The 25,413-nt window shown below is 71.2% G+C and carries 24 protein-coding genes; 10 read left to right on the top strand and 14 right to left on the bottom strand.

All coding sequences use genetic code 11. From position 1 onward, the window contains the following. Nucleotides 1-38: 38 nt before the first annotated feature. The 3 genes from WFI16_RS19250 to WFI16_RS19240 form a co-directional block, all read right to left on the bottom strand. Nucleotides 39-821 (bottom strand): SDR family oxidoreductase, encoded by a 783-nt coding sequence (locus tag WFI16_RS19250; protein ID WP_419899475.1) that lies wholly within the window; start codon nt 819-821, stop codon nt 39-41. A 4-nt stretch (nt 822-825) separates the two neighbouring features. Then, on the bottom strand, nt 826-1,809 hold the full coding sequence (locus tag WFI16_RS19245) for a Bug family tripartite tricarboxylate transporter substrate binding protein (RefSeq protein ID WP_419899474.1): 984 nt from the start codon (nt 1,807-1,809) through the stop codon (nt 826-828). An 81-nt stretch (nt 1,810-1,890) separates the two neighbouring features. Next, nucleotides 1,891-2,706, bottom strand: a complete 816-nt coding sequence (locus WFI16_RS19240; RefSeq protein WP_419899473.1) for an enoyl-CoA hydratase — start codon at nt 2,704-2,706, stop codon at nt 1,891-1,893. A 102-nt stretch (nt 2,707-2,808) separates the two neighbouring features. Between WFI16_RS19240 and WFI16_RS19235 the strand changes: the two genes are divergently transcribed. Together WFI16_RS19235 and WFI16_RS19230 are read left to right on the top strand one after the other, a co-directional pair. After that, nucleotides 2,809-3,534, top strand: coding sequence for a GntR family transcriptional regulator (locus WFI16_RS19235; RefSeq protein WP_419899472.1), 726 nt, complete (start codon nt 2,809-2,811; stop codon nt 3,532-3,534). A gap of 233 nt (nt 3,535-3,767) precedes the next feature. Continuing rightward, nucleotides 3,768-4,298: a hypothetical protein gene (locus WFI16_RS19230; protein ID WP_419899471.1), complete on the top strand. Its 531-nt coding sequence runs from the start codon at nt 3,768-3,770 to the stop codon at nt 4,296-4,298. Nucleotides 4,299-4,357: 59 nt separating this feature from the next. Here WFI16_RS19230 and WFI16_RS19225 read toward each other — a convergent pair whose 3' ends face one another. The 5 genes from WFI16_RS19225 to WFI16_RS19205 all read right to left on the bottom strand — a co-directional run bounded on the left by WFI16_RS19225 (nt 4,358) and on the right by WFI16_RS19205 (nt 10,042). After that, nucleotides 4,358-5,935 (bottom strand): ABC transporter substrate-binding protein, encoded by a 1,578-nt coding sequence (locus tag WFI16_RS19225; protein WP_419899470.1) that lies wholly within the window; start codon nt 5,933-5,935, stop codon nt 4,358-4,360. A 31-nt stretch (nt 5,936-5,966) separates the two neighbouring features. Continuing rightward, complete coding sequence (locus tag WFI16_RS19220; RefSeq protein ID WP_419899469.1) at nt 5,967-6,722, bottom strand: SDR family NAD(P)-dependent oxidoreductase; 756 nt, start codon at nt 6,720-6,722, stop codon at nt 5,967-5,969. Between the two features lie 10 nt (nt 6,723-6,732). Beyond that, entirely contained in the window at nt 6,733-7,566 is an 834-nt protein-coding gene (locus WFI16_RS19215; protein WP_419899468.1) for a polysaccharide deacetylase family protein, read from the bottom strand. Nucleotides 7,567-7,593: 27 nt separating this feature from the next. Continuing rightward, nucleotides 7,594-9,198: an ABC transporter substrate-binding protein gene (locus tag WFI16_RS19210; protein ID WP_419899467.1), complete on the bottom strand. Its 1,605-nt coding sequence runs from the start codon at nt 9,196-9,198 to the stop codon at nt 7,594-7,596. Nucleotides 9,199-9,280: 82 nt separating this feature from the next. After that, a complete protein-coding gene (locus tag WFI16_RS19205) occupies nt 9,281-10,042 on the bottom strand; it encodes an SDR family NAD(P)-dependent oxidoreductase (RefSeq protein ID WP_419899466.1) in 762 nt (253 codons plus the stop codon). A 108-nt stretch (nt 10,043-10,150) separates the two neighbouring features. Between WFI16_RS19205 and WFI16_RS19200 the strand changes: the two genes are divergently transcribed. The 5 genes from WFI16_RS19200 to WFI16_RS19180 all read left to right on the top strand — a co-directional run bounded on the left by WFI16_RS19200 (nt 10,151) and on the right by WFI16_RS19180 (nt 15,130). Next, complete coding sequence (locus WFI16_RS19200) at nt 10,151-10,945, top strand: IclR family transcriptional regulator (RefSeq protein WP_419899465.1); 795 nt, start codon at nt 10,151-10,153, stop codon at nt 10,943-10,945. A 78-nt stretch (nt 10,946-11,023) separates the two neighbouring features. Then, nucleotides 11,024-12,106 carry an ABC transporter ATP-binding protein gene (locus WFI16_RS19195; protein ID WP_419899464.1) on the top strand — a complete coding sequence of 361 codons (1,083 nt, stop codon included), beginning with the start codon at nt 11,024-11,026 and terminating at the stop codon, nt 12,104-12,106. 26 nt (nt 12,107-12,132) lie between these two features. Further along, complete coding sequence (locus WFI16_RS19190) at nt 12,133-13,419, top strand: ABC transporter substrate-binding protein (protein ID WP_419899463.1); 1,287 nt, start codon at nt 12,133-12,135, stop codon at nt 13,417-13,419. A gap of 23 nt (nt 13,420-13,442) precedes the next feature. Then, nucleotides 13,443-14,312, top strand: coding sequence for a carbohydrate ABC transporter permease (locus WFI16_RS19185; protein ID WP_419899462.1), 870 nt, complete (start codon nt 13,443-13,445; stop codon nt 14,310-14,312). Then, nucleotides 14,309-15,130: a carbohydrate ABC transporter permease gene (locus tag WFI16_RS19180; RefSeq protein WP_419899461.1), complete on the top strand. Its 822-nt coding sequence runs from the start codon at nt 14,309-14,311 to the stop codon at nt 15,128-15,130. The genes WFI16_RS19185 and WFI16_RS19180 overlap by 4 nt, the downstream gene beginning before the upstream one ends. 6 nt (nt 15,131-15,136) lie before the next feature. Here the strand turns inward: WFI16_RS19180 and WFI16_RS19175 are convergent, their stop codons facing one another. The 5 genes from WFI16_RS19175 to WFI16_RS19155 all read right to left on the bottom strand — a co-directional run bounded on the left by WFI16_RS19175 (nt 15,137) and on the right by WFI16_RS19155 (nt 19,865). Then, on the bottom strand, nt 15,137-15,943 hold the full coding sequence (locus WFI16_RS19175; RefSeq protein WP_419899460.1) for an MBL fold metallo-hydrolase: 807 nt from the start codon (nt 15,941-15,943) through the stop codon (nt 15,137-15,139). Nucleotides 15,944-16,073: 130 nt separating this feature from the next. After that, nucleotides 16,074-17,087: a Bug family tripartite tricarboxylate transporter substrate binding protein gene (locus WFI16_RS19170; protein WP_419899459.1), complete on the bottom strand. Its 1,014-nt coding sequence runs from the start codon at nt 17,085-17,087 to the stop codon at nt 16,074-16,076. Nucleotides 17,088-17,161: 74 nt separating this feature from the next. Beyond that, on the bottom strand, nt 17,162-18,052 hold the full coding sequence (locus tag WFI16_RS19165) for an isocitrate lyase/PEP mutase family protein (RefSeq protein ID WP_419899458.1): 891 nt from the start codon (nt 18,050-18,052) through the stop codon (nt 17,162-17,164). A 32-nt stretch (nt 18,053-18,084) separates the two neighbouring features. Beyond that, nucleotides 18,085-18,585, bottom strand: coding sequence for a LeuD/DmdB family oxidoreductase small subunit (locus WFI16_RS19160; RefSeq protein WP_419899457.1), 501 nt, complete (start codon nt 18,583-18,585; stop codon nt 18,085-18,087). After that, a complete protein-coding gene (locus tag WFI16_RS19155; protein WP_419899456.1) occupies nt 18,582-19,865 on the bottom strand; it encodes a 3-isopropylmalate dehydratase large subunit in 1,284 nt (427 codons plus the stop codon). Before WFI16_RS19155 ends, WFI16_RS19160 begins: the two co-directional genes overlap by 4 nt. 176 nt (nt 19,866-20,041) lie before the next feature. On the opposite strand from WFI16_RS19155, the gene WFI16_RS19150 reads away from it, so the two are divergent. The 3 genes from WFI16_RS19150 to WFI16_RS19140 all read left to right on the top strand — a co-directional run bounded on the left by WFI16_RS19150 (nt 20,042) and on the right by WFI16_RS19140 (nt 23,848). After that, nucleotides 20,042-21,160, top strand: a complete 1,119-nt coding sequence (locus WFI16_RS19150; protein WP_419899455.1) for a LacI family DNA-binding transcriptional regulator — start codon at nt 20,042-20,044, stop codon at nt 21,158-21,160. 148 nt (nt 21,161-21,308) lie between these two features. After that, nucleotides 21,309-22,652, top strand: coding sequence for an NAD(P)/FAD-dependent oxidoreductase (locus WFI16_RS19145; RefSeq protein ID WP_419899454.1), 1,344 nt, complete (start codon nt 21,309-21,311; stop codon nt 22,650-22,652). A gap of 62 nt (nt 22,653-22,714) precedes the next feature. Further along, nucleotides 22,715-23,848, top strand: a complete 1,134-nt coding sequence (locus WFI16_RS19140; RefSeq protein WP_419899453.1) for a serine hydrolase domain-containing protein — start codon at nt 22,715-22,717, stop codon at nt 23,846-23,848. Between the two features lie 6 nt (nt 23,849-23,854). On the opposite strand, the gene WFI16_RS19135 is transcribed toward WFI16_RS19140, so the two are convergent. Beyond that, nucleotides 23,855-25,330: an amidase gene (locus WFI16_RS19135; RefSeq protein ID WP_419899452.1), complete on the bottom strand. Its 1,476-nt coding sequence runs from the start codon at nt 25,328-25,330 to the stop codon at nt 23,855-23,857. Nucleotides 25,331-25,413 lie beyond the last annotated feature (83 nt).

Raw genomic sequence — 25,413 nt, 5'->3', positions numbered from 1 at the left:
CGTGTCGGCGGCGAGGCTAGACGCAGAAGCCGCGCGCGTCACACCCCCCGGCTGAGGCCGCCATCCACCGCGATCGCCTGGCCGGTGACATAGGCCGCGACCGGGCTGGCCAGGAAGGACACCATGGCGGCGACCTCGGCCGGGGTGCCGAGCCGGCCCATCGGGATGTCGGAAGCGACGCGGGCCAGCACCTCGGCCTCGGTGATCCCCTCATCGGCGGCCATCTGCTTCGCCCGCGACTGCCAGAGCGGCGTCAGCGCGCGGCCGGGCGAGACGCTGTTCACCGCGATGCCTTCCGCCGCCAGCTCCAGCGACAGCGTTTTGGCGAGTGCCAGCACGCCGGCCTTGTGCACGTTGGAGACCACCTGATGCGCCGTCGGCTGGCGCGCCGAGACGGCGCCGAGCAGCACCACCCGCGCGTCGCCAGCGGCGCGCAGCATCGGCAGCAGCGCGCGCACCGCCCGCACCGTGCCGAGGATGTTGAACTCGTAGTTCTCCAGCCAGGCCTCGTCGGAGAGATCGCCGAAGGCGCTGCGCCGGCTGCCGCCCGCCGCGCAGACCAGCGCGTGCAGCGGCATGCCGCCCAGGCGCTCGACCAGCGCCGCCAGCGAGGCCGGGTCGGACTGGTCGCAGACGATGGTCTCCGGCGCCGTGCCGGCCTCCTGCATCAGCGTGGCGGCGGCGCTGGCCAGGCGCGCGGCGTCGCGCCCGGCGATGGCGACCCTCGCCCCCTCCCGCAGCAACTGCCCGGCGGTCGCCAGGCCGATGCCGGAGGAGCCGCCGATCACCAGGGCGAGACGCCCCTGCATCCCCAGATCCATTCGATCACTCCACCTTGGCGCCGGTGGCCCGCACGATCGGCGCCCATTTCTCGGTCTCGAGCCGGATGAAACGGGCCAGCTCCTCGGGCGAGCTCGGCACCGGCTCGACCCCCTGGCCCTCCAGCGCGGCGGAGACGTCCGGGTCGGCCAGGGCCTCGCGCATCGCCGCGTTCATCCGGGTGACGATGGCGGGCGGCAGGCCCTTCGGCCCGACCAGGGCGTACCAGTTCTGCACCTCGTAGCCCGGCAGGGTCTCGGCCACCGTCGGCACCTCGGGGCGCGCCTTGATGCGCTGCGCCGTCGGCACCGCCAGCAGCCGCAGCCGCCCGGCCTGCACCTGCGGCAGGGCGGTGGGCGCGGTGGAGAAGGCATAATCCACCTTGCCGCTCATCAGGTCGGTCATCATCGGCCCGCCGCCGCGATAGGGGACATGGACCGTCTTCACCCCGGCCATCTGGTCGAGCAGCGCGCCGGCCAGGTGCCCGGCGCCGCCGATGCCGGAGGAGCCATAGGTGATGGTCTCCGGCGCCGCCTTGGCCGCGGCGATCAGATCGGCGACGCTCTTCCACGGCCGGTCGACCGGCACCACCAGCACGTTCAGCACATTGCCCGACATGGCGACCGGCGTCAGGTCGGCCTGCGGGTCGAAGGGCATGCTGGCATAGAGGCTGGGATTGATCGCCAGCGCGCCGATGGTGCCCATCAGGAAGGTGGCGCCATCGGCGGGCGAGCGCACCACGATCTCGGTGGCGAGATTGCCGCCGGCGCCGGGGCGGTTCTCGATCAGCACCGGCTGGCCGAGCAGCGCGGTCAGCCGCGGCTGCATCACCCGCGTGCTGATGTCGGTGGCGCCGCCGGCGGCGAAGCCGACGACGATGCGGATCGGCTTGCTGGGCCAGGCTTCCTGCGCGCGGAGCAGCCCGGGCCTGGCCAGGGTGAGGCCAAGCCCCCCCAGCCCGGCGCCCAGCAGGGTGCGGCGGTCGATCATCGGACTTCCTCCTCCGGCGGCCGCGGCCGGGCCCGTCTGTCGCGGGTCCTCTGGCCGGGCCGGGTCCCTTGTTCCGAGAGGTCAGCTCCCGGTGAATTGCGGGGCGCGCTTCTCCATGAAGGCGCGGCGCCCTTCGATATAATCCTGGCTGGCGAAGCAGCCGCGCACCAGGCGGTCGCAGAGCGCCTCGTCCGGGTCGGGCTTCAGCGCCTCGGCGACGATGGCCTTGACCGAGGCGACGGTCAGCGGCGCGTTGCCGGCGATGGTGGCGGCGTAATCCTCGACCAGCGCGTCCAGCGCGTCATCGGGCACCACGCGGTTGACCAGACCCATGACGCGCGCGTCTTCCGCCGAGAACTTCTTCGCACTGAAGAAAAGCTCCTTGGCGAAGGAGGGGCCGACGAGGTGCACGAGGCGGCGGATGCCCTGCAACGGATAGCCCAGGCCCAGCTTCGCCGCCGGGATGCCGAAGGAGCTCTTCTCGGTCGCCATGCGCATGTCGCAGCAGACCGCCAGCGCCGAGCCGCCGCCGATGCAGTGGCCACGGATGGCGGCGATGGTCGGCTTGGGGAAATCGGCCAGCGCCTCATAGACCTTGGCGGTCTGCGCCTGGTAGGCGGCGACCGCCTCGGCCGAGCCGCGTTCGCTCTCGAATTTCGAGATATCGGCGCCAGAGACGAAGGCCTTGCCGCCCGCGCCGGTGACGACCAGCACGCGCACCTCCGGGTCGGCCGCGAAATCGGCAAGAATCTGCTCGGCCGCCAGCCACATCTCCATGGAGACCGCGTTGTGGCGCTCCGGGTTGTTGAAGATCATCCAGCCCACGCCGCCCGCCTTGCGGGAGAGCATCTTGTCGGTGCCGGGCGCCGGATGGGCGGGCGGGAGCATGTCGGGCATGGCGGGCGTCTCTTTCGCGATCCGATCCGCAGGCTGCGGGCTGCCGCCGGGGCTGTCAACAGCCTGTTGACAGGGCGGCGGCCGGCATGATGCCTTGCCGCCATGGACATTCCCCCTGCCCTCCTCCCCCAGGGCTTGCCCGCCAGCCTGCCCGACAGCCTTCCGGACGGTCTTCCCCTGGCCGAGCGTGCCCGTGCCGGGCTGGAGGCGCTGATCCTGGCGGGCGAGCTGGCGCCCGGCAGCCGGCTGAACGAGGTGGCGCTGGCCGCCCGCCTCGGCCTGTCGCGCGGGCCGCTGCGCGAGGCGCTGCGCGGGCTGGAACGCGACGGGCTGGTCGCCGCCGGCCCGGCCGGCCAGGGGATGAGCGTGCGCCGCCTCGAGCCCGAGGAAATGGCAGAGCTCTACGACATGCGCGCCCTGCTGCAGGGCTTCGTCCTCGCCCGCCTGGCGGAGCGGCACGCGGCCGGTCGCCTGGACGCGGCGACGATGGACGCGCTGCGGGCCGATGTCGCGCAGATGCAGGAGGATGCCGAGGCCGGGCGCGCCGCCGGCTACTACGCCCGCAACCTGGCCTTCCACGACGCGCTGCACGCGGCGGCCGGGCATCGCCGGGCGGCGGCGCTCTACGGCTCGCTGCTGAAGGAAAGCCACCTGGCGCGGCAGCGCGCGCTGTCACAGGCGGCCGCGATGCGCGAGAGCAATGCCGAGCATGCCGCCATGCTCGACGCGGTGGCCGCCGGCGACGCCGTCCGCGCCCGCCAGCTGGGCGAGGCGCATGTCTCGGAAGGCGGCAAGCGGCGCTGGCTGGAAGCGCTAACGGGCGGGTGAGAGCGGTCGCGGCGCGACCCTCGCCGCGGCTGGCCACTCTCCCTCGTCCTCCACGCTGCCGACCGCCAGCCTGACCGCCGGACGGGGCAGCAGCATCCTCCCACCGGGGTCGAACAGCGTCACAGGGATCCCGGGAAAGCACGGCACGTCTTTCGCATCCTCTCCTTCCTTGATGATGCTGACAGCAAGATCTCGCACCGGCCGGCTGCCGCCACGGTGATCAGCGCGATTTCTTGCTTCATCACAAGATAGCGAGAAAAAATCTGCGCTTTGCGCCCATCGCAATCGGCTTGTTGCGTTGCAACAACCCGATGCAGGCGAGACTTGGCCGCAGGCTGCGAAAGCTTGGTGGAAAACGCAGCGGCCTTGCGCAACCACACCCCGCAAGCCTGCCTTCCCGTCTGGAATTTGCTGCAGAGCACAACATGCATCGCGGGAAAATGCCGGATGCGGGCGCGCCATCCGACGTGGCCTCGCCCGATTGCATCGGGCTTCAGAGCCGGCTTAACGTTTTCGTCATGATCGCTTCCGTTCTCATGGATCGCCTCTGGGAGCTCGCCCTCGACGGGGACGTTGACTCCATCCGCTCCGAAACGGAGCGGTACCTTCTCACCCAGCCCGATACGGTCAAGGCGAGGGCGCATGAGCTCGAACAGGCCTGGATCGAGAAGATCGAGACGCCGGAAGTCGGTGGATATGCCTCGAGCGAGCCGGAGCGCGTCGCCTTCGAGGAAGCCCGCAGCGTCGTCGCGCAGTATCTGTAGCCAGCCTCATCGAGGAAGCCCGAGGACGGCGCCGCGCGCCGCCCTCGCCGCCCGGCTGGTCAGACCTTCCTGACGTTCCAGAAGACCGGGAAGCCGCGCACCACATCCTGCAGCTTCGCCGACTGCGCCGCCGCCTGCAGGAACTGGCCGGTCGGGATATAGGGCAGGTCCTGCATGGCCTGCAGCTGCAGCCTGCGCGCCACCGCCTGCTGCGCGGCCAGGCCCTCGGCCGCGAACCATTCGCCGACCAGCGCCTCGAGCTCGGGCAGGTTGGGCCAGCCATACATGGCCTTGTCGCCATTGCCGCGCAGCGCCAGCTGCAGCGCCGGATTGGCCATGTCGACGCCGGTCAGCGCGGTCATCAGGCAGCTCCAGCCGCCCTTCTCCACCGGCTCGCGGCTGAGGCGCCGCGCGGTCAGCGTGCCCCAGTCGGACATCTGCAAATCGACATTCATCCCGGCCTTGCGCAGCATGTCGGCGGCGACCTCGGCCAGCGTGCCGATGAAGGCCGGATCCGAGGCGCCCAGCAGCACCACCTTCTCGCCCTTGTAGCCGGCGGCGGCGAGCTCGCGCTTGACCTTGTCGTAGTCGCGCGGGCCCTTGAAGACCTCCATCCCGGCGTCGCTGGCCATCGGGCTGCCCGGCGTGAAGAAGCCGATCGGCGCATGCCACATGGCGGGATCGGCGCCGGCGACGGCCTGGACGAAATCCGCCTGGTTCACCGCACCCAGCAGCGCGCGGCGGATCGCCGGATTGTCGAAGGGCGGCTGCAGATGGTTCATGCGCATCAGCGTGATCATGCCGCTCTGCTCCTGCACCGCCACCTTCAGGCTGCGGGCGCGGGCGAGCAGCGGGATCACGTCATTGGCGGCGAATTCGAGCCAGTCCTGCTCGCCGCTGCGCATGGCGGCGGCCGCCGTCGCGCCATCGGGAATGGTGGTCCATTCGACGCGGTCGACATGCACGACCTTCGGCCCCGCCGTGCCATCGGCGGTGCCGCCGCTGCGCGGCACATAGCCGTCGAAGCGGGCATAGGCGACGCGGACGCCGGAGACGCGCTCATCGGCCAGGAAGCGGAAGGGGCCGGAGCCCACCATCTCGGTGACCTGGGTGAAGGGGTCGGTCTTCGCCAGCCGTTCCGGCATCATCACCGGCACCAGCGACGGCATCTTTCCCAGGGCTTCCGGCAGCAGCGGAAAGGGCGCCTTCAGGCGGAACTGGATGGTGCGGTCGTCGGGGGCGGAGAGCTCTTCGGTCGCCGCCATCAGCCCCTGGCCGAAGGCATCGCGCACGGCCCAGCGGCGGATCGAGGCGACGCAGTCGCGCGCCAGCACGCGCTCCCCGTCATGCCACTTCAGCCCCTCGCGCAGGATCAGCTTCCAGAGCCTGCCACCATTCTCGACGACATGGCCCTCGACCATCTGCGGCGTCACGCGGAACTGCGTGTCGGTGCCATAAAGCGTGTCGAAGACCATGTAGCCATGGTTGCGCGTGGCATAGGAGGCGTTGATCACCGGGTCGAGCACGGTGAGGTCGGTCTGCGGGATGAAGCGCAGCACGCGGTTCTGCTGGGCATGGCCGATAGCGGGGGCGGCCAGCAGGCCAGCGCCAGCGGCAAGAAAGGTGCGACGCTTCACGGCATCGGTCTCCGGTGAATGAAGAAAGGGATCAGGAGGGCAGCGGGGCGTTGCGCGCCACCAGCCAGCCGCCATCGACCACCAGCACCTGGCCGGTCATGAAGGAGGCGTCGTCGGAGACCAGGAAGGACACCACCGAGGCGATCTCCTCCGGCCGGCCGGCGCGGCGCAGCGGCGTCGGCGCCAGCATGTTCTGCCGGTAGTGCGGGTTCTGCAGGTGGTTCGCCGTCATCGGCGTCTCGATCACCCCGGGGGCGATGGCATTGACCAGGATGCCGTCCGGCCCGAGGTCGCCGGCCAGCTGCCGGGTGAATTGCGCGACGCCGGCCTTGGCCACCGCATAGGCCGTGGTGCCCGGATAGCCGACCAGGCCGAAGATCGAGGAGAGGTTGACGATCCGCCCGCCCGGCCGGGTCAGATGCGGCAGCACGTCGCGGGTGACGCGCAGCACCGCCTTGAGGTTGGTGTCGACGAAGCGGTCGATCAGCTCGTCATCGGAATCCGACAGCTTCTTCGCGCCACCGATGCCGGCATTGTTGACCAGGATGTCGATGCGGCCATGCGCCTCCAGCGCCGCCCTGGCGAGTTGCTTCCCCGCATCGGCCACGTTGATGTCGAGCAGCAGGGGCACCGCGCCCAGCGCCGCGGCGGTCTCGATCACCGCCTCGTTGCGGTCGGCCAGCAGCAGCCGGGCGCCGTCCTCGGCCAGGCGCCGGGCGGTCGCCGCGCCGATGCCGGTGGCGGCACCGGTGACGATGGCGACGCGGCCTTCGAGCTTGCGGGTCATCGCGATCCCCTCAGCCGGCCTGGCGGGCGCGGAAATCGCGCTGGATCTGGTCCAGCGTGCAGAATTCGGCGCCGCGCTGGGTCAGGCCGTCGATCAGCTTTTCGAGGAACAGCATGCGATGGCCGCGGCCGACCACATAGGGGTGGAAGGTATAGACCAGCATGCCCTGCTCGGTGGTGCGCTGCATGTAGTCGAAATCGGCCAGCCAGTTCTCCAGCACGTCATTGGCATTGGCCAGGCCAGGCATGACGCCGGCCTTGGTGCGGAAGAACTCGAAATGCGGGTGGTCGTCCAGCGACCAGCTGATCGGCACTTCCACGAGATTGGTGGTCTCGCCGAAGATCAGCGGGCCATCGACGGTCACCTTGTCGCCGCGCCGCGCGAAATAGGCCTCGCAGTCATGGCCCATCATCGAGCTGTCGTATTCGCAGCCATGCTGCAGCATCAGGTCGATGCTGCGGTCGGACAGATCCCAGGCCGGCGAGCGGTAGCCCTTCGGCCCGGCACCGGTCAGTTTCTTGATGCTCTCCACGGCGCGGGCGAATTCCTCCGCCTCCACCTCGGCGGACAGCTCGGCCGGCGGCACATGGCTCCAGCCGTGATGGCCGACCTCGTGACCCGCCTCGACGATGCGGGCGCAGATCGCCGGATAGGTCTCGATCACCACGCCGGGGATGTACCAGCTGGCCTTGATGCCGCGGCTGCCCAGCAGGTCGAGAATGCGGCCGGCGCCGATGACGCCGAACTCGCCGCGCGAGACCGGCGTCGGCGTCAGCATGCCGCGCGCGGCGAAGCCGGAGAAGGTGTCGAAGTCGAAGGACAGGCAGGCGACATGGCGCGGCATGGGAAGGCCTCCTTGGCAGAAGAAGAATCAGCGGGCGCGGCGGATGTTCCACAGCACGGGGAAGCCGACATCGATCACCCCCTGCAGCTCGCTGCGCCAGGCCGCCGGGGCGGAGAACTGGCCGGTCAGCGGGAAATTGACATTGGCCAGGGCCCGGCGGTTGATCTCGGCGGCGAGCGCGCGGCGCGCTTCCAGATCGCTGCCCGGCGTCGCCTCGAAGCGCTGCAGCAGCGGCGTCAGCGCCTCGTCGCAATAGTTCCAGGGCGCGCCGCCGGTGCAGTTGTAGCCGATGCCCATGTTGCTCAGCGGATCGGCCAGGTCGAAGCCGGTATAGACCACCGGCACCGCGCTCCAGCCGCCGCGCTCGACCGGCTCCCGGCTCGACCAGCGCTGCGCCACCACCGCCCAGTCCATCAGCTGCTGGTCGACATTCAGCCCCAGCCGCTTCATGCGGTCGACCACCACCATGGCCATCGGGTTGATCAGCGCCGAGGTGGCCGAATGCAGGAAGACCACCCGCTCGTTGTTGTAGCCGGATTCCTTCAGCATCTGCCGCGCGCGCTCGAGATTCGGCTGGCGGAGCGCCTCCGACCCGGCCTCGCTGGCATAACGGGTGCCGCAGAGCGTCATCGACTGGCAGAGCGGCAGCGACATGCCGTCCGGCAGGCCATGCGCGGCGACGATCTCCGACTGGTCCAGCGCCATCTGTAGCGCCTGGCGCACCTTGATGTTGTCGAAGGGCGGCTGGGCGTGGTTCAGCGCCAGCCCGCCCATCAGCTGGGCGACGCCGCGGGCGCTGGCGACGGTCAGGCGGCGGTCGCGGGTCAGCAGCGGCAGGAAGTCGACGGGGGCGTATTCGAGATAGTCGACCTCGCCATTCTGCAGCGCCGCGGCGCGGGTCGCGGCATCGGCGATGTTGATGAACTCGGCGCGCTCGACATGCACCTGCTTGGCCCCGGCCAGCCCGTCCGCCGGCTCGGCGCGCGGGACGTAGCGCGGGTTGCGGCGGAAGGTCGCCTTCTCGCCCGGCACCCACTCGCTGGCGTTGAACAGGAAAGGGCCGCTGCCGATGATCTCGGGCACCGGCGTGGTCGGCGGCGTCGCCGCCAGCCGCGCCGGCATGATGAAGGGCACATGCACGCTGGGCTTGGCCAGGGCGTCGATCACCCCGCCGAAGGGGCGCGACAGCACCAGGGTGAACTGCGTGGCATTGTCCGCCGTCAGCGAGGCGGTCGCCGCCAGCAGCCGGCGCCCGGTGGAATCGCGCGCGCCCCAGCGCTTCAACGAGGCGACGCAATCCTCCGCGGTGACCGGCTTGCCGTCATGCCATTCCAGGCCCGGACGCAGGGTGAAGCGCCAGGTCAGCCCGTCCGCGCTGCTGCTCCAGCCTTCCAGCATCTGCGGCCGCGGCTCGCCCTGGCTGTCCTGCGCCACCAGCGTGTCGAAGACCATGTAGCCGAAATTGCGGGTGATGAAGGAGGGGCTGGTGATCGGGTCCAGCACCTGCAGCCCGGCGCTGACCACCAGCCGCAGCGGCTTCTCGGCCGCGCCCTGCGCCAGGGTGGGCGCCGTCAGCGCCAGGGCCAGCGCGGAGGCCAGCAGCCCGCGCCGAACGATGTTTGCCAGATTCATCCCGGAAATCCCCCAGACCCGTTGCAGCCGCAGGCACCCTTCCCTGTCGGGCGGGGGCTCTGCGTCCCCTCGCCCGGCGTCGTCACGCGAGGCGGCCGCCATCGACCGGCAGGCAGACGCCGGTGACGAAGCTGGCCGCGTCGCTCAGCAGATAGAGCACGGCATCCGCCACCTCGCCGGCCTGGCCGAAGCGGCCCAGCGGATGGCGGGCGCGGAACAGCGCCCGGCGCGCCTCCTGCGCCGCCGCGTCGCCGGCGGCGTCGAAGGTCGCGGCCAGCATCGGCGTCTCGATCGAGCCGGGGCAGACGCTGTTCACCCGGATGCCCTGCGGCGCATGCGCCAGCGCCAGGCTGCGGGTCAGCATCACCACCGCGCCCTTGCTGGCCGAATAGGCCTGCAGCTGCGCCGAGCCGGTCAGCCCCGCCGCCGAGGCCATGGTCACCACCGCGCCGCCGCCGGCCGCCTGCATCTGCGGGATGAAGGCCGCCGCCGCCGCCCAGCTGCCCTTGACGTTGACGGCGAAGGTGCGGTCCCAGTCTTCCTCGCTGGCCTCGATGGCCGGGCCGGTGGGGCCGAGGATGCCGGCGCCGGTGACCAGCAATGTCGCCGGACCCAGCTTCGCCAGGCTCTCGGCCGCAGCCTGCCGCAGCGCCTCGGGGCGCGTCACGTCGCCCTGCCAGGCGAGGCTGCCCGGACAGTCCTGCAGGGTCGCGGCCAGGCCGGCGGCGTCGCGGTCGAACAGCAGCAGCCGCGCGCCCTCCGCGGCCAGCGCGAGGGCGGTGGCGCGGCCCAGGCCGGACCCCGCCCCGGTGACGGCGCCGATGCGCCCCGCGAAACGCTGCATGCCGAGCCCCTCCCCGTCGCGGCCTCCGCCGCTTCCATCCAGCGAAAAATGCCGCTATATCGCTGAGCGATACGGTCGCATTGCCGGCGAAAAGGTTAGGAAGCACGGATGAAGGTGTCAACGGCGGAGCCCGGCACCGCGGTTCCCGCAGCGGTGGATGACCGCCTGTTCCTGCAGGGGGTGCAGCGCACCATGCAGCTGCTGGAGGCCTTCAGCCGGCATCCCCGCCCGCTCAGCCTGGCCGAGCTGGCCGCCGCCGCCGGGCTGGACAAGAGTTCGGTGCAGCGCATCGCCCATACCCTGCAGGCGCTAGGCTACCTCGACCGCCAGCCCAACGGGCTGGCGCCGGGCAAGAAACTGCTGGACCGGGGCTTCGACTTCCTGCGGACCGAACCGCTGATCGAGCGCGCCGTCCCCGTGCTGCACGAGCTGCGCAAGGCGATCCCCGAGCGCGTCGATCTCAGCCTGTTCGACGACACCAGCGTCATCTACGCCGTCCGCCTGCAGAGCAAGCGCGAGACCTTCTCGGCCACGCTGGTCGGGCGGCGCATGCCCACCTTCTGCACTTCCGGCGGCCGCGCCATCCTGGCCGCGCTGCCGGAGGCCGAGGCCGAGGCGGTGCTGGCGCGCTCCGACCGGACGCCGCTGACGCCCTCGACCATCACCGACCTGCGCGGCCTCCGCGCCAGGCTGGCGGAGGCGCGGCGCGACGGCTTCGCCCTGTGCCTGGAGGAATCGCTGCGCGGCGAAATCACGCTGGGTGCCGCGGTGCGCGATGCGGAGGGCCGGCCGGTCGCCGCCATCCATGTCGCCGCCTCGCTGGCGGAATGGGAACCGGCCGCCTTCCGCCGCCTGGCGCCGCTGGTGCTGCACGCGGCGGAGGCGCTCAGCCGCATGCGCTGAGCGGCGCAACCCGCGCTTCATCGAACTGCCACGCAACCGTCATCGGGACGACGCACGAAGCCGTTACCTCGCGGCGCCATGACAGCGGCCCCCGGTCCCGCGGATGCCATCCGCCTCGACAGCCTGCGCAAGCAGTTCGGCAGCAGCACCGTGCTGCACGACATCCACCTGCGCGCGGCGCGCGGCGGCTTCGTGGTGCTGCTCGGCCCCTCGGGCTGCGGCAAGTCGACCCTGCTGCGCGTCATCGCCGGACTGGAACGCGCCGATGCCGGCCGCGTCGTGCTCGACGGGCGCGACGTCGCGGACCTGCCGCCGGCGGCGCGCGGGCTGTCGATGGTCTTCCAGTCCTATGCGCTGTTCCCGCATCTCGACGTCGCCGAGAACATCGTTTTCGGCTTGCGCGCCCGTCGTGTCGCGGCGGCCGAACGTGAAGCCCGCCTGTCCCGCGCCGCCGCCCTGCTGGGGCTGGAGAAGCTGCTGAAGCGGCGGCCCTCGCAATTGTCCGGCGGCCAGCAGCAGCGCGTCGCGCTGGCGCGCGCCATCGTCGCCGAGGCGCCGATCTGCCTGATGGACGAGCCGCTCTCCAACCTCGACGCCAAGCTGCGCGGCGAGATGCGGCGCGAGATCCGCGCGCTGCAGCAGCGGCTCGGCCTGACCATGGTCTATGTCACCCACGACCAGGCCGAGGCGATGAGCATGGCCGACCAGGTCGTGCTGATGCGCGACGGCCGCATCGAGCAGGACGCGACGCCGGCCGAGATCTATGCGCGCCCCGCCAGCGCCTTCGTCGCCGGCTTCATCGGCACGCCGCCGATGTCGCTGCTGCCGCTGGTGGCGCATGCCGGCGGCGCCGGCCTGGCCGGCCTGCCCGACCATATCCTGGCGCCCGCCGCGGCCGCCGGCGCGCTGCTCGGCATCCGTCCGGAAGAGGTCACGCCGGCCGAGGACGGCCTGCCCGCCTGCGTCACCGCCGCCGAGTTCCTGGGCGCCGAGACGGTGCTGGCCTGCGCGCTGGGCAGCGGCGGCGCCGTGCTGCAGGTGCGCATCCCCGGCCACCACGCCCTGCCGCCGGGCAGCCCGATCCGGCTGCGCCTGCCGCCCCTGGCGCATCTGTTCGACGCCGCCGGCGGCCAGCGCCTGCCGCTGCCCGCCGCCGCATGATCCCGCTTCAACCGGAGACCGATCCGATGCCGATCACCCGCCGCGCCGCCCTGGGCGCCCTGGCCGCCTCGCCCTTCCTGGCCGCCCCGGCCGTCCGCGCCCAGGCGCCGGTCGAGCTGACCTTCAACTATCCGATCGCCGTCGGCGGCCCGATCGCCAGGATCATCGACGGCTATTGCGACGACTTCCAAAAGGCCAATCCCGGCATCCGCATCCGCCAGGTCTATACCGGCAGCTACCAGGATTCGATCACCAAGGCGCTGACCGCGACGCGCGGCGGCGATGCGCCGGACATGGCCTGCCTGCTGTCGACCGACATGTTCACCCTGATCGACGAGGATGTCGTGCTGCCCTGGGACGGGCTGCCGGGCGCCGAGGCCGCCTGGATGGACCGCTTCTATCCGGGCTTCATGGAGAACAGCCGCAGCGGCGGCAAGACCTGGGGCATTCCCTTCCAGCGCTCCACCATCGTCATGTACTACAACAAGGAGGCTTTCAGCGCCGCCGGGCTGAACCCGGAGGTGGCGCCGGCCAACTGGACGGAGCAGGTCGAGTTCGCGCAGAAGCTGACCCGCCGCTCGGGCGACAACGTCAGCCAGTGGGGCCTGCAGATCCCCTCCTCCGGCTTTCCCTACTGGCTGTTTCAGGCGCTGACCACGCAGAACGACGTGCGCCTGATGAACGAGGCCGGCAACCAGACCTTCTACGCCGATCCGAAGGTCGCCGAGGCGCTGCAGTACTGGCTGGACCTGGCGCAGAAGCACAAGGTGCACCCGGCCGGCATCGTCGAATGGGGCACCACGCCGCGCGACTTCTTCGAGCGCAAGGTGGCGATGATCTGGACCACCACCGGCAACCTGACCAACATCAAGACCAACGCCCCCTTCGCCTTCGGCGTCGCCCAGCTGGCCGCCGGCCGCAAGCCCGGCAGCCCGACCGGCGGCGGCAATCTCTACGTCTTCAAGGCGGCGTCGGAAGCCAAGCGCGAGGCGGCGGTGAAGTTCGCCCGCTTCCTGACCGAGCCGGAGCGCGCGGCGCAATGGGGCATCGACACCGGCTATGTCGCGACCTCGCCGGAAGCCTGGGAGACGGCGAAGATGAAGGACTACGTGGCCGGCTTCCCCGCCGCCGCCGTCGCCCGCGACCAGCTGCGCCATGCGGTCGCCGAGCTGTCCACCCATGAGAACCAGCGCGTCACCAAGGCGCTGAATGACGGGCTGCAATCGGTGCTGACCGGCCGCAGCCAGCCGCAGCCGGCGATGACCGCGGCCCAGGCCGAGGCCGAGCGCATCCTGCGCCGCTACCGCGGCTGACCCCGAAGGCCGGGCCCCTGCGCATGCCCCGCTCCCTGCATGCCTGGCTGATGCTGGGCCCGGCCCTGCTGCTGCTCGCGGGTTTCACCCATGTGCCGGCGCTGGCGACGCTCTGGCATTCGCTGTTCTCGACGCCGATGCCGCGCCGGCCGGCGGTCTTCGTCGGTCTCGACAATTATGCCGCGCTGGCAGAGGACCCGATCTTCTGGCAGGCGCTGTGGAACAATCTTCTCTATGCGCTGGGCACGGTGCCACTGTCGATCGCACTGGCCCTGGCCATGGCACTCTGGGTCAATGGGCGGCTGCGCGGCCGCACGGTCATGCGCATCGCCTTCTTCACGCCGACCGTGCTGCCGATGATCGCGGTGGCCAATCTCTGGCTGTTCTTCTACACGCCCGATTACGGGATGATCGACCGCGTCACCCGCCTCCTGCTCGGCTGGGGGCCGACCAACTGGATCGGCGCGCGCGAGACGGCACTGGGCGCCATGATGGCCATCGCCGTCTGGAAGGAAGCCGGCTTCTTCATGATCTTCTACCTGGCGGCGCTGCAGGCCATCCCGCCCAGCCTGCTGGAGGCCGCTGCCCTCGAGGGCGCCTCGCGCGGGAGAATCTTCTGGCGCGTGACGCTGCCGCTGCTCGGGCCCACCACCCTCTTCATCGCGGTCAATGCCGTGATCAACAGCTTCCGCCTGGTCGACCATATCCTGGTCATGACCCAGGGCGGGCCGGACAATGCGACGGCGCTGCTGATGACCTATATCTACGAGACCGGCTTCCGCTTCTGGGACACCGCCCAGGCCTCAGCGCTGACCGGCGTGCTGCTCGGCGTGCTGGCGGTGATCGCCGCGCTGCAGTTTTCCCTCCTGGGCCGTCGGACGCATTACCGGTGACGCGCTGGATCCCCCGCCTCGGGCTGACGCTGGAGACGGCAGCGGCCTGGCTGCTGGCGCTGCTCTGGGCGGCGCCGGTGCTCTACGCCCTCTGGGCCGCCTTCCATCCGACCGGCTATGCGACGCGCTTCGAACTGACCGCGCCGCTCACCCTGCAGAACTTCCTGTCAGCCTGGGAGGCCGCGCCGTTCGGGCGCTACTTCCTCAACACCCTGGTGCTGGTCTGCTTCGTCACCGGCGGGCAGTTCGTGCTCTGCACCCTCGCCGCCTTCGTCTTCGCCCGCAGCCGGTCGCGCTGGATGAGCGCCCTCTTCGCCATCGTGCTGGTGCAGCTGATGGTCATGCCCGACATGCTGATCGTCGAGAATTACCGGACCATGCGCGCGCTCGGCCTGGTCGACACGGTCTTCGGCATCGGCCTGCCCTATCTCGCCTCCGCCTTCGGCATTTTTCTGCTGCGACAGACCTTCCTGCAGATTCCCGCCGAGCTGGAGGAGGCCGCGCGGCTGGAAGGCTGCGGGCCCTGGGCGATCCTGTGGCGGCTCTACGTGCCCTTGGCCAGGCCGACCTACCTGGCCTATGGCCTGACCTCGGTGGCCTATCACTGGAACAACTTCCTCTGGCCGCTGGTCATCACCAACAGCGTCAGCACGCGACCGCTGACGGTGGGGCTGGCGGTCTTCGCCTCCACCGACCAGGGCATCGACTGGGCCATCATCAGCGCCGCCACCCTGCTGACCGCGGCGCCGCTGCTGCTCGGCTTCCTGCTGTTCCAGCGGCAGTTCGTGCAGTCCTTCATGCGCGCCGGCATCAAGTAGCGGGCATCAGGTCGCGGGCGCCTCCAGCAGCCGCCGGTAGCGGGCGGCGCAGGCGGCCACCATGGCCTCGCCGCCCTGCGCCACCTCCTGGCCCAGGAAGGCGCCGTAGATCCGCTGGTAGCGCCAGGGCGCCAGCCGGTCGGTCAGCTGGCGCAGCCGGGCCGCCGACAGCGGCAGCATGTTGGGATAGCTCCACTGGAAGGAGACGCCGCGCGCGCCCGGCGTCACCTGGACAATGTCGCCCACCAGCAGCACGCCCTCGCCCTCCGCCCAGTGCAGCACGGTGCCGCCGGCATAATGCCCGCCGGCGCGGACCAGCGTCAGGCGCTCGGCCAGTGGCAGGCTGTCGCCCTCCCAGAAGCGCAGCCGGTCGTCGGGGCGGACGACATGGGCGCGGTCGGCGGCGTGCAGATGCACCGGCACGTCGAAGGCGGCGGCCCAGTCCTGCATGGTGGTGTAGTAGTGCGGATGCGACAGCGCGATGCCGGCCAGCCCGCCCAGCGCCGCGATGATCTCCCGCGTCGCCTCGTCCAGCAGCGCGATGCAGTCCCACAGGATATGGCCCTGCGGCGTGCGGACCAGGAAGGCGCGCTGGTTGATGGCGAAGGCGGGGACCGTCTGCAGGCTGTACAGCCCGGGCTGGTGCCGGCGCCAGGCATTGCGGTGCCCGGCCGCCAGCGCCGCCGTCGTGGTCCAGGCCTGGCCGCCGGCCGGGACATACTGCCGCTCCTCCTCGCAGATCGGGCAGGACCGCGGCGGCGCGGCGGCGGGCGCGAAGGAGGTGCCGCAGGTGGCGCAGAGATAGGTCGGCATGGCGGGCAGCGGGCTCCGGGGCGCTCCCGCCCGTCAGGATGCGGCGCGCGGCGAGGCGTCGCGGCAGACTAGCCGCTGCGCGCCCGCCGGTGCACCCCCGGCGGCGAGCGGCCGCCGGAAGGGCATCCCCTCACTCGACGCGGATGCCGCCCTCCTGGATCACCGGCGCCCAGCGCTCATGCTCGCGCTTGAGGAAGTCGGCGAATTGCTGGCGCGGCCCGGCGACGATGCTGCCGGCCTGGCTCTCCTCCACCGCGCGACGCACCTCGGGCACCGCGGCGACGCGGTTGAACACCTCGTTGATGCGGTCGGCCAGCGCCGGGTTCATGCCGGGCGGGGCGGCGACGCCATACCAGATGGCGACGTCGAAGCCCGGAATGGTGTCGCGCATCAGCGGCGCCTCGGGCGCCTGCGGGCAGGGGCCGCCGCCCATGGCGATCACCCGCAGCTGCCCGCCGCGCACCATGCCGAGCACCGAGGACAGCGTCGGGAAGCAGAACTGCGTCTCGTTGCGCATCACCGCCAGCGCGGTCTCCGACCCGCTGCGGTAGGGGATGTGCACCATGCTGATCTTCGCCTGCCGCTCCAGCAGCGCCATGAACAGGTGGCTGCCATTGCCGACGCCGGCCGAGGCATAGACCAGGCTCTCCGGCTTGGCGCGCGCCGCCTGGATCAGCTCGGCGACGGTCTTCTGCGGCACCTGCGGATTGGTCACCAGCGCCGCGTGCAGGTTGGCGCCGTGCATGATCGGCGTGAAGCCGGTCATCGGGTCGTAGCTGAGCTGGCGGTTCAGCAGCTTGCCGATCGCGTTGGCGCCGATATCGGCCATCATCAGCGTATAGCCATCGGGCTGCTGGCCGGTGACATAGGCGCCGGCCACCATGCCGCCGGCACCCGAGCGGTTCTCGATCACCAGCGGCTGGCCATTGGCGAATTCGGGGAAACGCGCGCCGAAGCTGCGCGCCAGCGTGTCCACCGCGCCGCCGGCGCCGAAGGGCACCACCATGCGCACCGGCCGGTCCGGCCAGGCGGCGGCGGCGGTGTTGCCCAGCGCCGGCCGGGCCAGCGCCGGCGCCAGCAGCAGCCCGGCCGCCAGCCCCCCCAGCCCGCGCCGGGTGGCCTTCGGTTCTGCGAACTCGTTCATCGGACGTCCCTGTTTCTTCTTGGCAGATGCTTCTTGGAAGATCGTGCGGCGGCGCCGGCCGGCGCCGCCACGGATCACTCGGCGGCTTTGGCGGCCTCGGGGCGGGCCCAGCGGCGGTCGAAGTCCCAGACCTCGGCGAAGCCCATCAGCTCGTTCATCCGGGCGAAGTCGTAGAGCACCTCGTCGCCCAGGCCATGCGTCACGCCCTGCGCCTTCAGATGCGCGAAGGAACGCTCGAGCGCCGCGGCCACCGTCAGGAAGCCCAGCGCCGGATAGATGGCGATGTCGTAGCCATAGCTGGCCAGCGTCTCGGCCGAGAGGATCGGCGTGCGGCCACCGCCATCGACATTGTTGGCCAGCAGCGGCGCATCGATCTCCTGGCCGATGCGCTTCATCTCGTCCTCGCTCTCCGGGCTCTCGATGAAGACGATGTCGGCGCCGGCGCGGCGGTACAGCTTGCCGCGGCGGATCGCCTCATCCAGGCCGAGCGTGGTGCGCGCATCGGTGCGGGCAATGATCAAAAAGTCGTCGCTCTTGCGGGCCTCGACGGCGACCTCGATCTTCAGCGCCATCTCCTCGGCCGGGATGACGCGGCGGCCCGGGGTATGGCCGCATTTCTTCGGCACTTCCTGGTCCTCGAGCTGGATCGCGGCGATGCCGGCGGCCTCGTAGCCCATCACCGTATGGCGCACGTTGAGCAGCCCGCCATAGCCGGTATCGGCATCGGCGATCACCGGCGTCGCCGAGCCCTGGGCGAAGCGGCCCATGCGGCCGACCATGTCGCTGAAGGTGGCGATACCGGCATCCGGCAGGCCGAGATGCGAGGCGACCGTGCCATAGCCGGTGGCGTAGAGCGCGGTGAAGCCCATGCGGTCGGCGATGCGGGCGGAGATCATGTCGAAGATGCCCGGCGCGACGATGAACTGCTTCGCCGCCAGGGCTTCCTTGAGACGCTTATCGGCCATTGTTCTGGTCCAGTCCTGCTATCGAAAGAAATCTAGGCGGCGGCGCCCAGCGCCTGGCGCACGCGCGGCACCAGCCCGCCGGCGGCCAGGATGGCGCGCACCTCGTCGCCCAGCGCTGCCGCCCGCCACGCCTGCCCGGCCTGCGCGATCGCCATGGCGTCCAGGTCGATGCTGGCTTCCTCGCCCTCGCGCAGCGCGCCGGCGGCCTCGGCGCAGAGCAGCACCGGCAGGCCGAGATTCACCGCGTTGCGGAAGAAGATGCGCGCGGCGCTGACCGCGACGATGCCGGCGACACCGGCCGCCTTCAGCGCGATCACCGCATGCTCGCGCGACGAGCCGCAGCCGAAATTGCGGCCGACCGCCAGGATGTCGCCCGGGCGGACGCGATGGATGAAATCCGGGTCCAGCCCCTCCAGGCAATGCCGGCCCAGCTCCTCGGGCTTGCGCAGCGCCAAATAGCGGCCGGGCAGGATGACGTCGGTGTTCACCTCGTCGCCGAAGCGGTGGACGCGGCCGGTGATCAGCGCGCTCATGCCGCGATCTCCATCGCCACCACCTCGTCGGGCGGGCAGATCTCGCCGGCCACCGCCGCCGCCGCCGCCACCCAGGCATTGGCCAGGAAAACCTGGCTGTCGGGATGGCCCATGCGGCCGCGGTAGTTGCGGTTGGTGGTGGCGATGGCGGTCTCGCCCGCCGCCAGGATGCCCATATGGCCGCCGAAGCAGGCGCCGCAGGTGGGGGTGGAGATCGCCGCGCCGGCGGCCGAGATGGTATCCAGCAGCCCCTCGGCCATGGCCTGGCGCCAGATCTTCTGGGTCGCCGGCACCACCACCATGCGCACCCCGGGCGCCACCTGGCGGCCGCGCAGCACCGCGGCCACCTGGCGCAGGTCGGTCATGGTGCCGTTCGAGCAGTTGCCGACATAGACCTGGTCGACCCGCTGGCCACGCAGCGCGCCGACCGCGACGCCGGAGGCCGGCGAGGGCGGCCGCGCCACCATCGGCGACAGCGCACCCAGATCGATGCGGATCACCGCGCGATAGGCGGCATCGGCATCCGGCAGCACGGCAGCGGCCGGCGCCATGCCGCGGCGGACCATGTCGGCCGCCGATTGCGCGTCGCCCTCGAAGACGCAGCAATCGGCGCCGGCCTCGACCGCCATGTTGGCCACCGCCATGCGCTCGTCCATGGTCAGCGCCGCGACGCCGGGGCCGCCGAATTCCAGCGAGGCATCGGCGGCGCCATCCGAGCCGATGCGGCGGATCAGCTCCAGGATGACATCCTTGCCGGTGACATAGGCGGAAGGCGTGCCGCCGAGCTCGACGCGGATGCTGTCGGGCACCCGCATCCACAGCCGGCCCAGCGCCAGCGCGCCGGCCAGGTCGGTCGAGCCGAAGCCGATCCCCAGCGCGTTGAAGGCGCCCGCCGTGCAGGTATGGCTGTCGGCGCCGAAGACGATGCCGCCATGGCCGATCATGCCGAGCTCGGCCAGCAGCGTGTGCTCGATGCCGCCGCGGCCGGGCTCGTAGAAATGCGCGATGCCGTGGCGGCGGGCGAAGTCGCGGGTCATGGCGATGGCGCCGGCCGCGGTGACGTCCGGGGCGGGGGCGAAGTGGTCGGCCACCAGCACGATGCGCGACGGGTCGAAGGGGCGGGTCGCGCCCATGGCGTCGAACTGCTCGAAAGCCAGCGGGCCCGAGACGTCGTTCAACAGCACCACATCGGGCCGCACGGTGATGATGCTGCCCGGTTCGGCCCGGCCTTCGACCGCATGCGCGGCGAGGATCTTCTCGGTGATGCTGCGGCCGGTCATGGCCGCGCGGCGCCGTCTGGCATGCTGTTCTGCTCCCGCCCATCGCTGCGACCGGTCTCTCCGCCGGTCGCTTGTGCAATCGTTAGCACAGAAATTTTCCCTGGAAAGCCGATTCCTGCCGATGCTGCAACGCGGCATCGTTTGCACCAGGAATTCCCCCATGCTAGCCGGAAGCCATGGATGATGCCGACACCCCGCCCCGCCGCCCTGCCCGCGCCGCCGGGGCCAGGGCGGGCTCGGGGCGCGCGACCATTGCCAGCCTGGCGCAGCGCGCCGGGGTCGCGGCCTCCACCGTCTCGCGGGCGCTGCGCGACGATGCGCGGATCTCGCCAGAGGTCAGGGCGCGCATCGCCGCCCTGGCGGCCGAGGCCGGCTACACGCCCGACATCCTCGCCCGCACCCTGGTGCTGGGCCGCTCCGGCCTGATCGGGCTGGTGCTGGGGCCGGTGGAGAACCCCTTCTATGCCGAGCTGCTGCAGCAGGCGGTGCGGCTGGCGGCGGCGCGCGGCTGCCGGCTGCTGCTGCTGCATGCCGGGCCCGGCCCGATCGAGGACGCCACCACCGAGGCGCTGCTGCAATACCGCGTCGATGGCTGCCTGGTGACCTCGGCCGAGCTTTCTTCCAAGGCCGCGGCGATCTGCGCGGCCAACAACGTGCCGCTGGTGATGATCAACCGCGTCGCGCGCGAGCATGGCTCGGCCGTCTCCTGCGACAACCGCGCCGGGGCGGAGGCGCTGGCCGGGCTGCTGCTGCAGGCCGGGCACCGGCGGCTGGCGGTGGTCACCGGCAATGCCGCGACCTCGACCGGGCGCGAGCGTGCCGAGGGCTTCTGCCAGTTCGTCGCCGCCGCCGGCGGCGACCTGCCGCTGCTGGTCACCGGCGGCGCCAGCCATGCCGCCGGCTTCGCCGCCGGGCAGCGGATCGCCGCCCTGCCCGCCGCCGAACGCCCCGACGCCATCTTCGCGGTGGCCGACATCCTGGCGATGGGGGTGATCGACGCGCTGCGCGAGGCGGGGCTCACGGTGCCCGGCGATGTCTCGGTCGTCGGCATGGACGGCATCGCGCTGGCCGACCGCCCGCCCTACCGCCTGACCACCGTGGTGCAGCCGCTGGAGGTCATGGTGGCGCGCGGCCTCGACCTGCTGCTGGCCGGCATCGAAGGCGGGGCCGGCGCGGCGCCGCAGGAGCGCGTGCTGCTGCGCGGAAGGCTGCGCCTCGGCGCTTCCTGCCGGCTGCCCGAGTCATCGCTTCCGCTGATCGGAAGCACGGCGCAGGCGCTGCCGGCGGCAGAGTGATCTGCCGCCGGCCGCGGCACGAACGGCAGGATCTGCGCCGCGCCGGGCCTGGCATCGGCCTGCCCCTTGCCAGCCCGGCCCGGCTGCAGGAGGCTGCCCTTCCGCTACGCCGCCGCGCCCGCCAGCGCAGATCAGGAAGTGCCGCGCCATGTCTCCTCCCGTCGATCGCGTCCAGGATGATGCGGCGCTGCCGGCCGATGCCGATGTCGTGGTGATCGGGGCCGGCGTCGCCGGCATCACCGCCGCCTATTTCCTGGCCCAGGCCGGCCAGCGCGTCGCGGTGCTCGAGAAGGGCATCGTCGCCGGCGAGCAGTCCAGCCGCAACTGGGGCTGGTGCCGCGTGCAGAACCGCGACGAGCGCGAGATCCCGCTGGCCCAGCGCAGCCTGGAGCAGTGGGACAAGCTGGTCGCCGAGACCGGCGCCGATCTCGGCTTCCGCCGCACCGGCCTGACCTATGTCACCGACAGCCCGTCGGAGCTGGCCACCTGGCAGAAATGGGTCGACATGGCCCGCACCTACCAGCAGCACAGCCGCATGCTGACCGGCGACGAGGCCCGCGCGATGACCCCGGGCAATACCCAGTCGCATCGCTGGATCGGCGGCGTGCATTCGCCGAATGACGGCATGGCCGAGCCCGCCAAGGCCGTCCCCGCCATCGCCGAGGCCGCCCGCAGGCTGGGCGCCACCATCCACCAGCGCTGCGCCGTGCGCGGCCTGGACACCACCGGCGGCCGGGTCAGCGGCGTCTTCACCGAGCGCGGCCGCATCCGCGCGCCCGTGGTGCTGCTGGCGGCCGGCGCCTGGTCCTCGATGTTCCTGCGCCGCCACGACATCGACCTGCCGCAGTCCAGCGTGCGCTCGACCATCTTCGCGACCGAGGTGGCGCCGCAGGTGACGCCGGGCGGCTTGTCGACGCCGGGGGTCACCATCGGCCGCCGCCGCGACGGCAGCTACATCATCGCCGCCGCCAATCGCGGCCAGATCGAGCTGACGCCGCAGGGCATCCGCTACGCCCGCAAGTTCTGGCCGACGCTGATGGAGCGCCGCAAGAGCGTCACCTGGGGCTTCGGCGGCTCCTTCTTCCGCGGCCCGGGCGCGCATTACGGCAAGTGGTCCTTCGACAAGCCGACGGTGTTCGAGCAGGAAGACATGCGCACGCTGGACCCGACGCCGAACACCTCGATCATCCCGGCGGCACTCGACAAGATCGCGAAATCCTGGCCCGACTTCGCGGGGGTGAAAATCCGCCAGAGCTGGGGCGGCTGGATCGACAGCACGCCGGACGCGGTGCCGGTGATCGACCAGGTCGCCGCCCTGCCCGGGCTGTGGCTGTCGACCGGCTATAGCGGGCATGGCTTCGGCATCGGCCCGGGCGCCGGCCGCTTGACCGCCGACCTGATCCTGGGCAAGCCGCCGATCGTCGACCCGACGGCCTTCCGCTACGCACGCCTGGTCGACGGCAGCCCCATCCGCCGCCCCGGCATGTTCTGATTCTTCTTTCGGTGCTGCCGCGCTCGATGGCGCGGCAGGGTCGCGATACGGGGCGGAAAAGAATGTCCGAGGCGAAGCCGCAGTTCCACATCCCCGCCGGCGGCGAATTTCTGCTCTTGCCGCCGACGCAGCAGGCCTTCGCCTATCGCAACGTGGACCGGATGTTCGCGACGCGCGCCGTGACGCGCGGGCCGGCGGTGCGCGAGTTGCCGCGCGGGCCGGAGGTCGCGCCGCGCTACAGCGTCGATGGCGTCGAGCACGGCGTGGACGAGTATATCGACCGCGCCTGCATCGCCGGGCTGCTGGCCATCAAATCGGGCCGCATCGTGCTGGAACGCTATGCGCTGGGCCTCGAGGAATCGACGCGCTGGTCGACCATGTCGATGGTGAAGTCGCTGACCTCGACGCTGGTCGGCGCGGCGCTGCGCGACGGCGCCATCGGCAGCCTGGACGACAAGGTGTCTTTCTATGTCCCCGCGGTGCGGGGCTCGGCCTATGACGCGGTCGCGGTGCGCGACCTGCTGACCATGTCCTCCGGCGTCGCCTGGAGCGAGGACTACACCGACCGCCATTCCCATGTGAACCGCTACAGCCGGAGCCTCGGCGACAAGGTGCCCGGCGGCGTGCTGAAGCTGCTGGGTGAGCTGCGGCCGGAGCACGTCCCCGGCACGCGCTTCCTCTACAATACCGGCGACACCTATCTGCTCGGTTGCCTGCTCTCGGCGGCGACCGGCTCGACCATCGCCGACTACATGACCCGCCGCGTCTGGGCGCCGCAGGGCATGGAGTTCGACGCCTTCTACACGCTGGAATCCGAGGGCGGGCAGGAGATCGGCGGCAGCCGCGCCGGCATGGCGCTGCGCGACCTCGGCCGCTTCGGCCTGTTCCTGCTCGAGGGCGGCCATGGCATGCTGCCGGAGGGCTGGCTGCAGGAAGCCTCCCGCCCCGCCTTCACCCTGAACCCCGCGGAAAACTCCTTCGGCGCCACCGGCTATGGCTATAGCTGGTGGCTGCAGGAGGGGGTGATGGCGGCGGTGGGCTTCGCCGGGCAGAGCCTCTGCCTGGACCCGGCGGAAGAGCTGGTGGTGGTCACCCTCTCCGCCCGGCCGCAGCCGCCCTATGCGGCCGCCTATCCCATCGACATGAAGGCGGAGCGCGCCGCTTTCCACGCCGCGCTCACCGCCGCCCTGCGCTGAGCCGCCTCAGGCGGTGACGTGGACCCCGGGGCGGCGCCCCTGGTTCCACTGGCCGCCCAGCGCCCGCTCGATCTGCGCCGAGAGCTGCAGCAGCAGCCCGTCGCCGCCCTGCTTCGCCTGCGCCTGGATGCCCAGCGGCAGCCCATGCGCCTGCTCCGCCATCGGCAGCGAGATGCCCGGAATGCCGCAGAGATTCGACAGCGGCGTATAGGCGAAGAACTTCCAGAGATTGCCGAACCAGTCATAGACGTCCGGGTTGTCGCTGATCGTCAGGTATTCCGTCGTCCCCACCTTCGGCGTCGGCAGCGCGGTGATCGGGGTGAGCAGGATGTCCCATTCCTCGAAGAAGGCACCGAAGGCGCGCGAGGTGCTGTTGAACACCGCCTGCATCTTCGTCCGCTCGGAATAGCTGGCGCCGATGCCGGCCTGCCAGATGCGGATGTTCATCGGCTCGATGAGCTCGGCCGGTGGCGGCGCGCTGCGGCCGACCTGGGCCAGCAGGGTCTCGATGGTCTGGGCGAAATTGGTGATGTAGCAGGTGGTCTGCGCGGCATAGGCGGCGCGGAAATCGACCTTGGGCACCATCCATTCGACATGGTGGCCGAGGCCCTCCAGGAAGCGCCCCACCCGCTCCAGCTCGGCGACGAATTCCGGGATGGCGCGATAGTCGCCCCATTCATGCGACAGCGCGATGCGCAGCCTGGACGGGTCGCGCTTGATGAGCTCGGCATAGGGCTCGGGCGCGGTCCAGTAGGGCATGAATTCGCCGGGCGCGCCGCCGCGGCAGGCATCGATGAAGCTGGCCATGTCGCGCACCGTCCGCGTCTGGCAGCCCTGGGTCGAGACCACGCCCATCAGGTCGGAGCTGTAGGGCGCGACCGACAGCACGCCGCGCGACGGCTTCAGCCCGACATTGCCGCAGACCCCGGCCGGGATGCGGATGGAGCCGCCGCCATCGGTCGCGTGCGAGATCGGCGTGACGCCGGCGGCGATCGCCGCCGCGGTGCCGGCCGAGGAGCCGCAGGTGGTATAGTCCAGGTTCCACGGGTTGCGGGTGACATACATCGCCGGGTTCTCGGCCGAGCTGCAGACGCCGAATTCCGGCGTGGTGCTGCGGCCGATGATGTTCAGCCCCGCCTTGCGCAGCTGCGAGGTGAGGAAGCTGTCGGCGGCGGCGCGATTGCCGCGCATCAGGAAGGAGCCCATCTCCTGCAGCCGGCCCTTCAGGGTCGGGCCGAGATCCTTCATGAGGTAGGGCACGCCGGCGAAGACGCCGTCCGGATTCATGCCGTCCTTCAGCGGATCGGCGACGACATCGTCGAAGACCTCGACGACGGCGGAGAGGGCGGGATTGATCTTGGCGATGCCGGCGGCGGCCTGGGCCGCCAGCTCGGCCGGCGTCACCTGGCCGGCGCGCACCAGCCCGGCCAGCGCCGTCGCGTCGTGGCTCGCCCATTCTTCCCAGCTCATCGCCAACGTCATCACGGCAATCCCTTGCGTCTCGCGGAAGCCGGCGAGCCTAGTCGCGCGCCGCACCCGGTCAAGGGAGCGGCCCCTCGATCGTG

Origin of the sequence: Roseomonas sp. USHLN139 (assembly GCF_037145735.1) — a bacterium.
In the GTDB taxonomy this organism is placed as follows: domain Bacteria; phylum Pseudomonadota; class Alphaproteobacteria; order Acetobacterales; family Acetobacteraceae; genus Pseudoroseomonas.
Note: the sequence above shows the minus strand (reverse complement) of the source record. Positions and strands in the feature narration are given on the sequence as shown.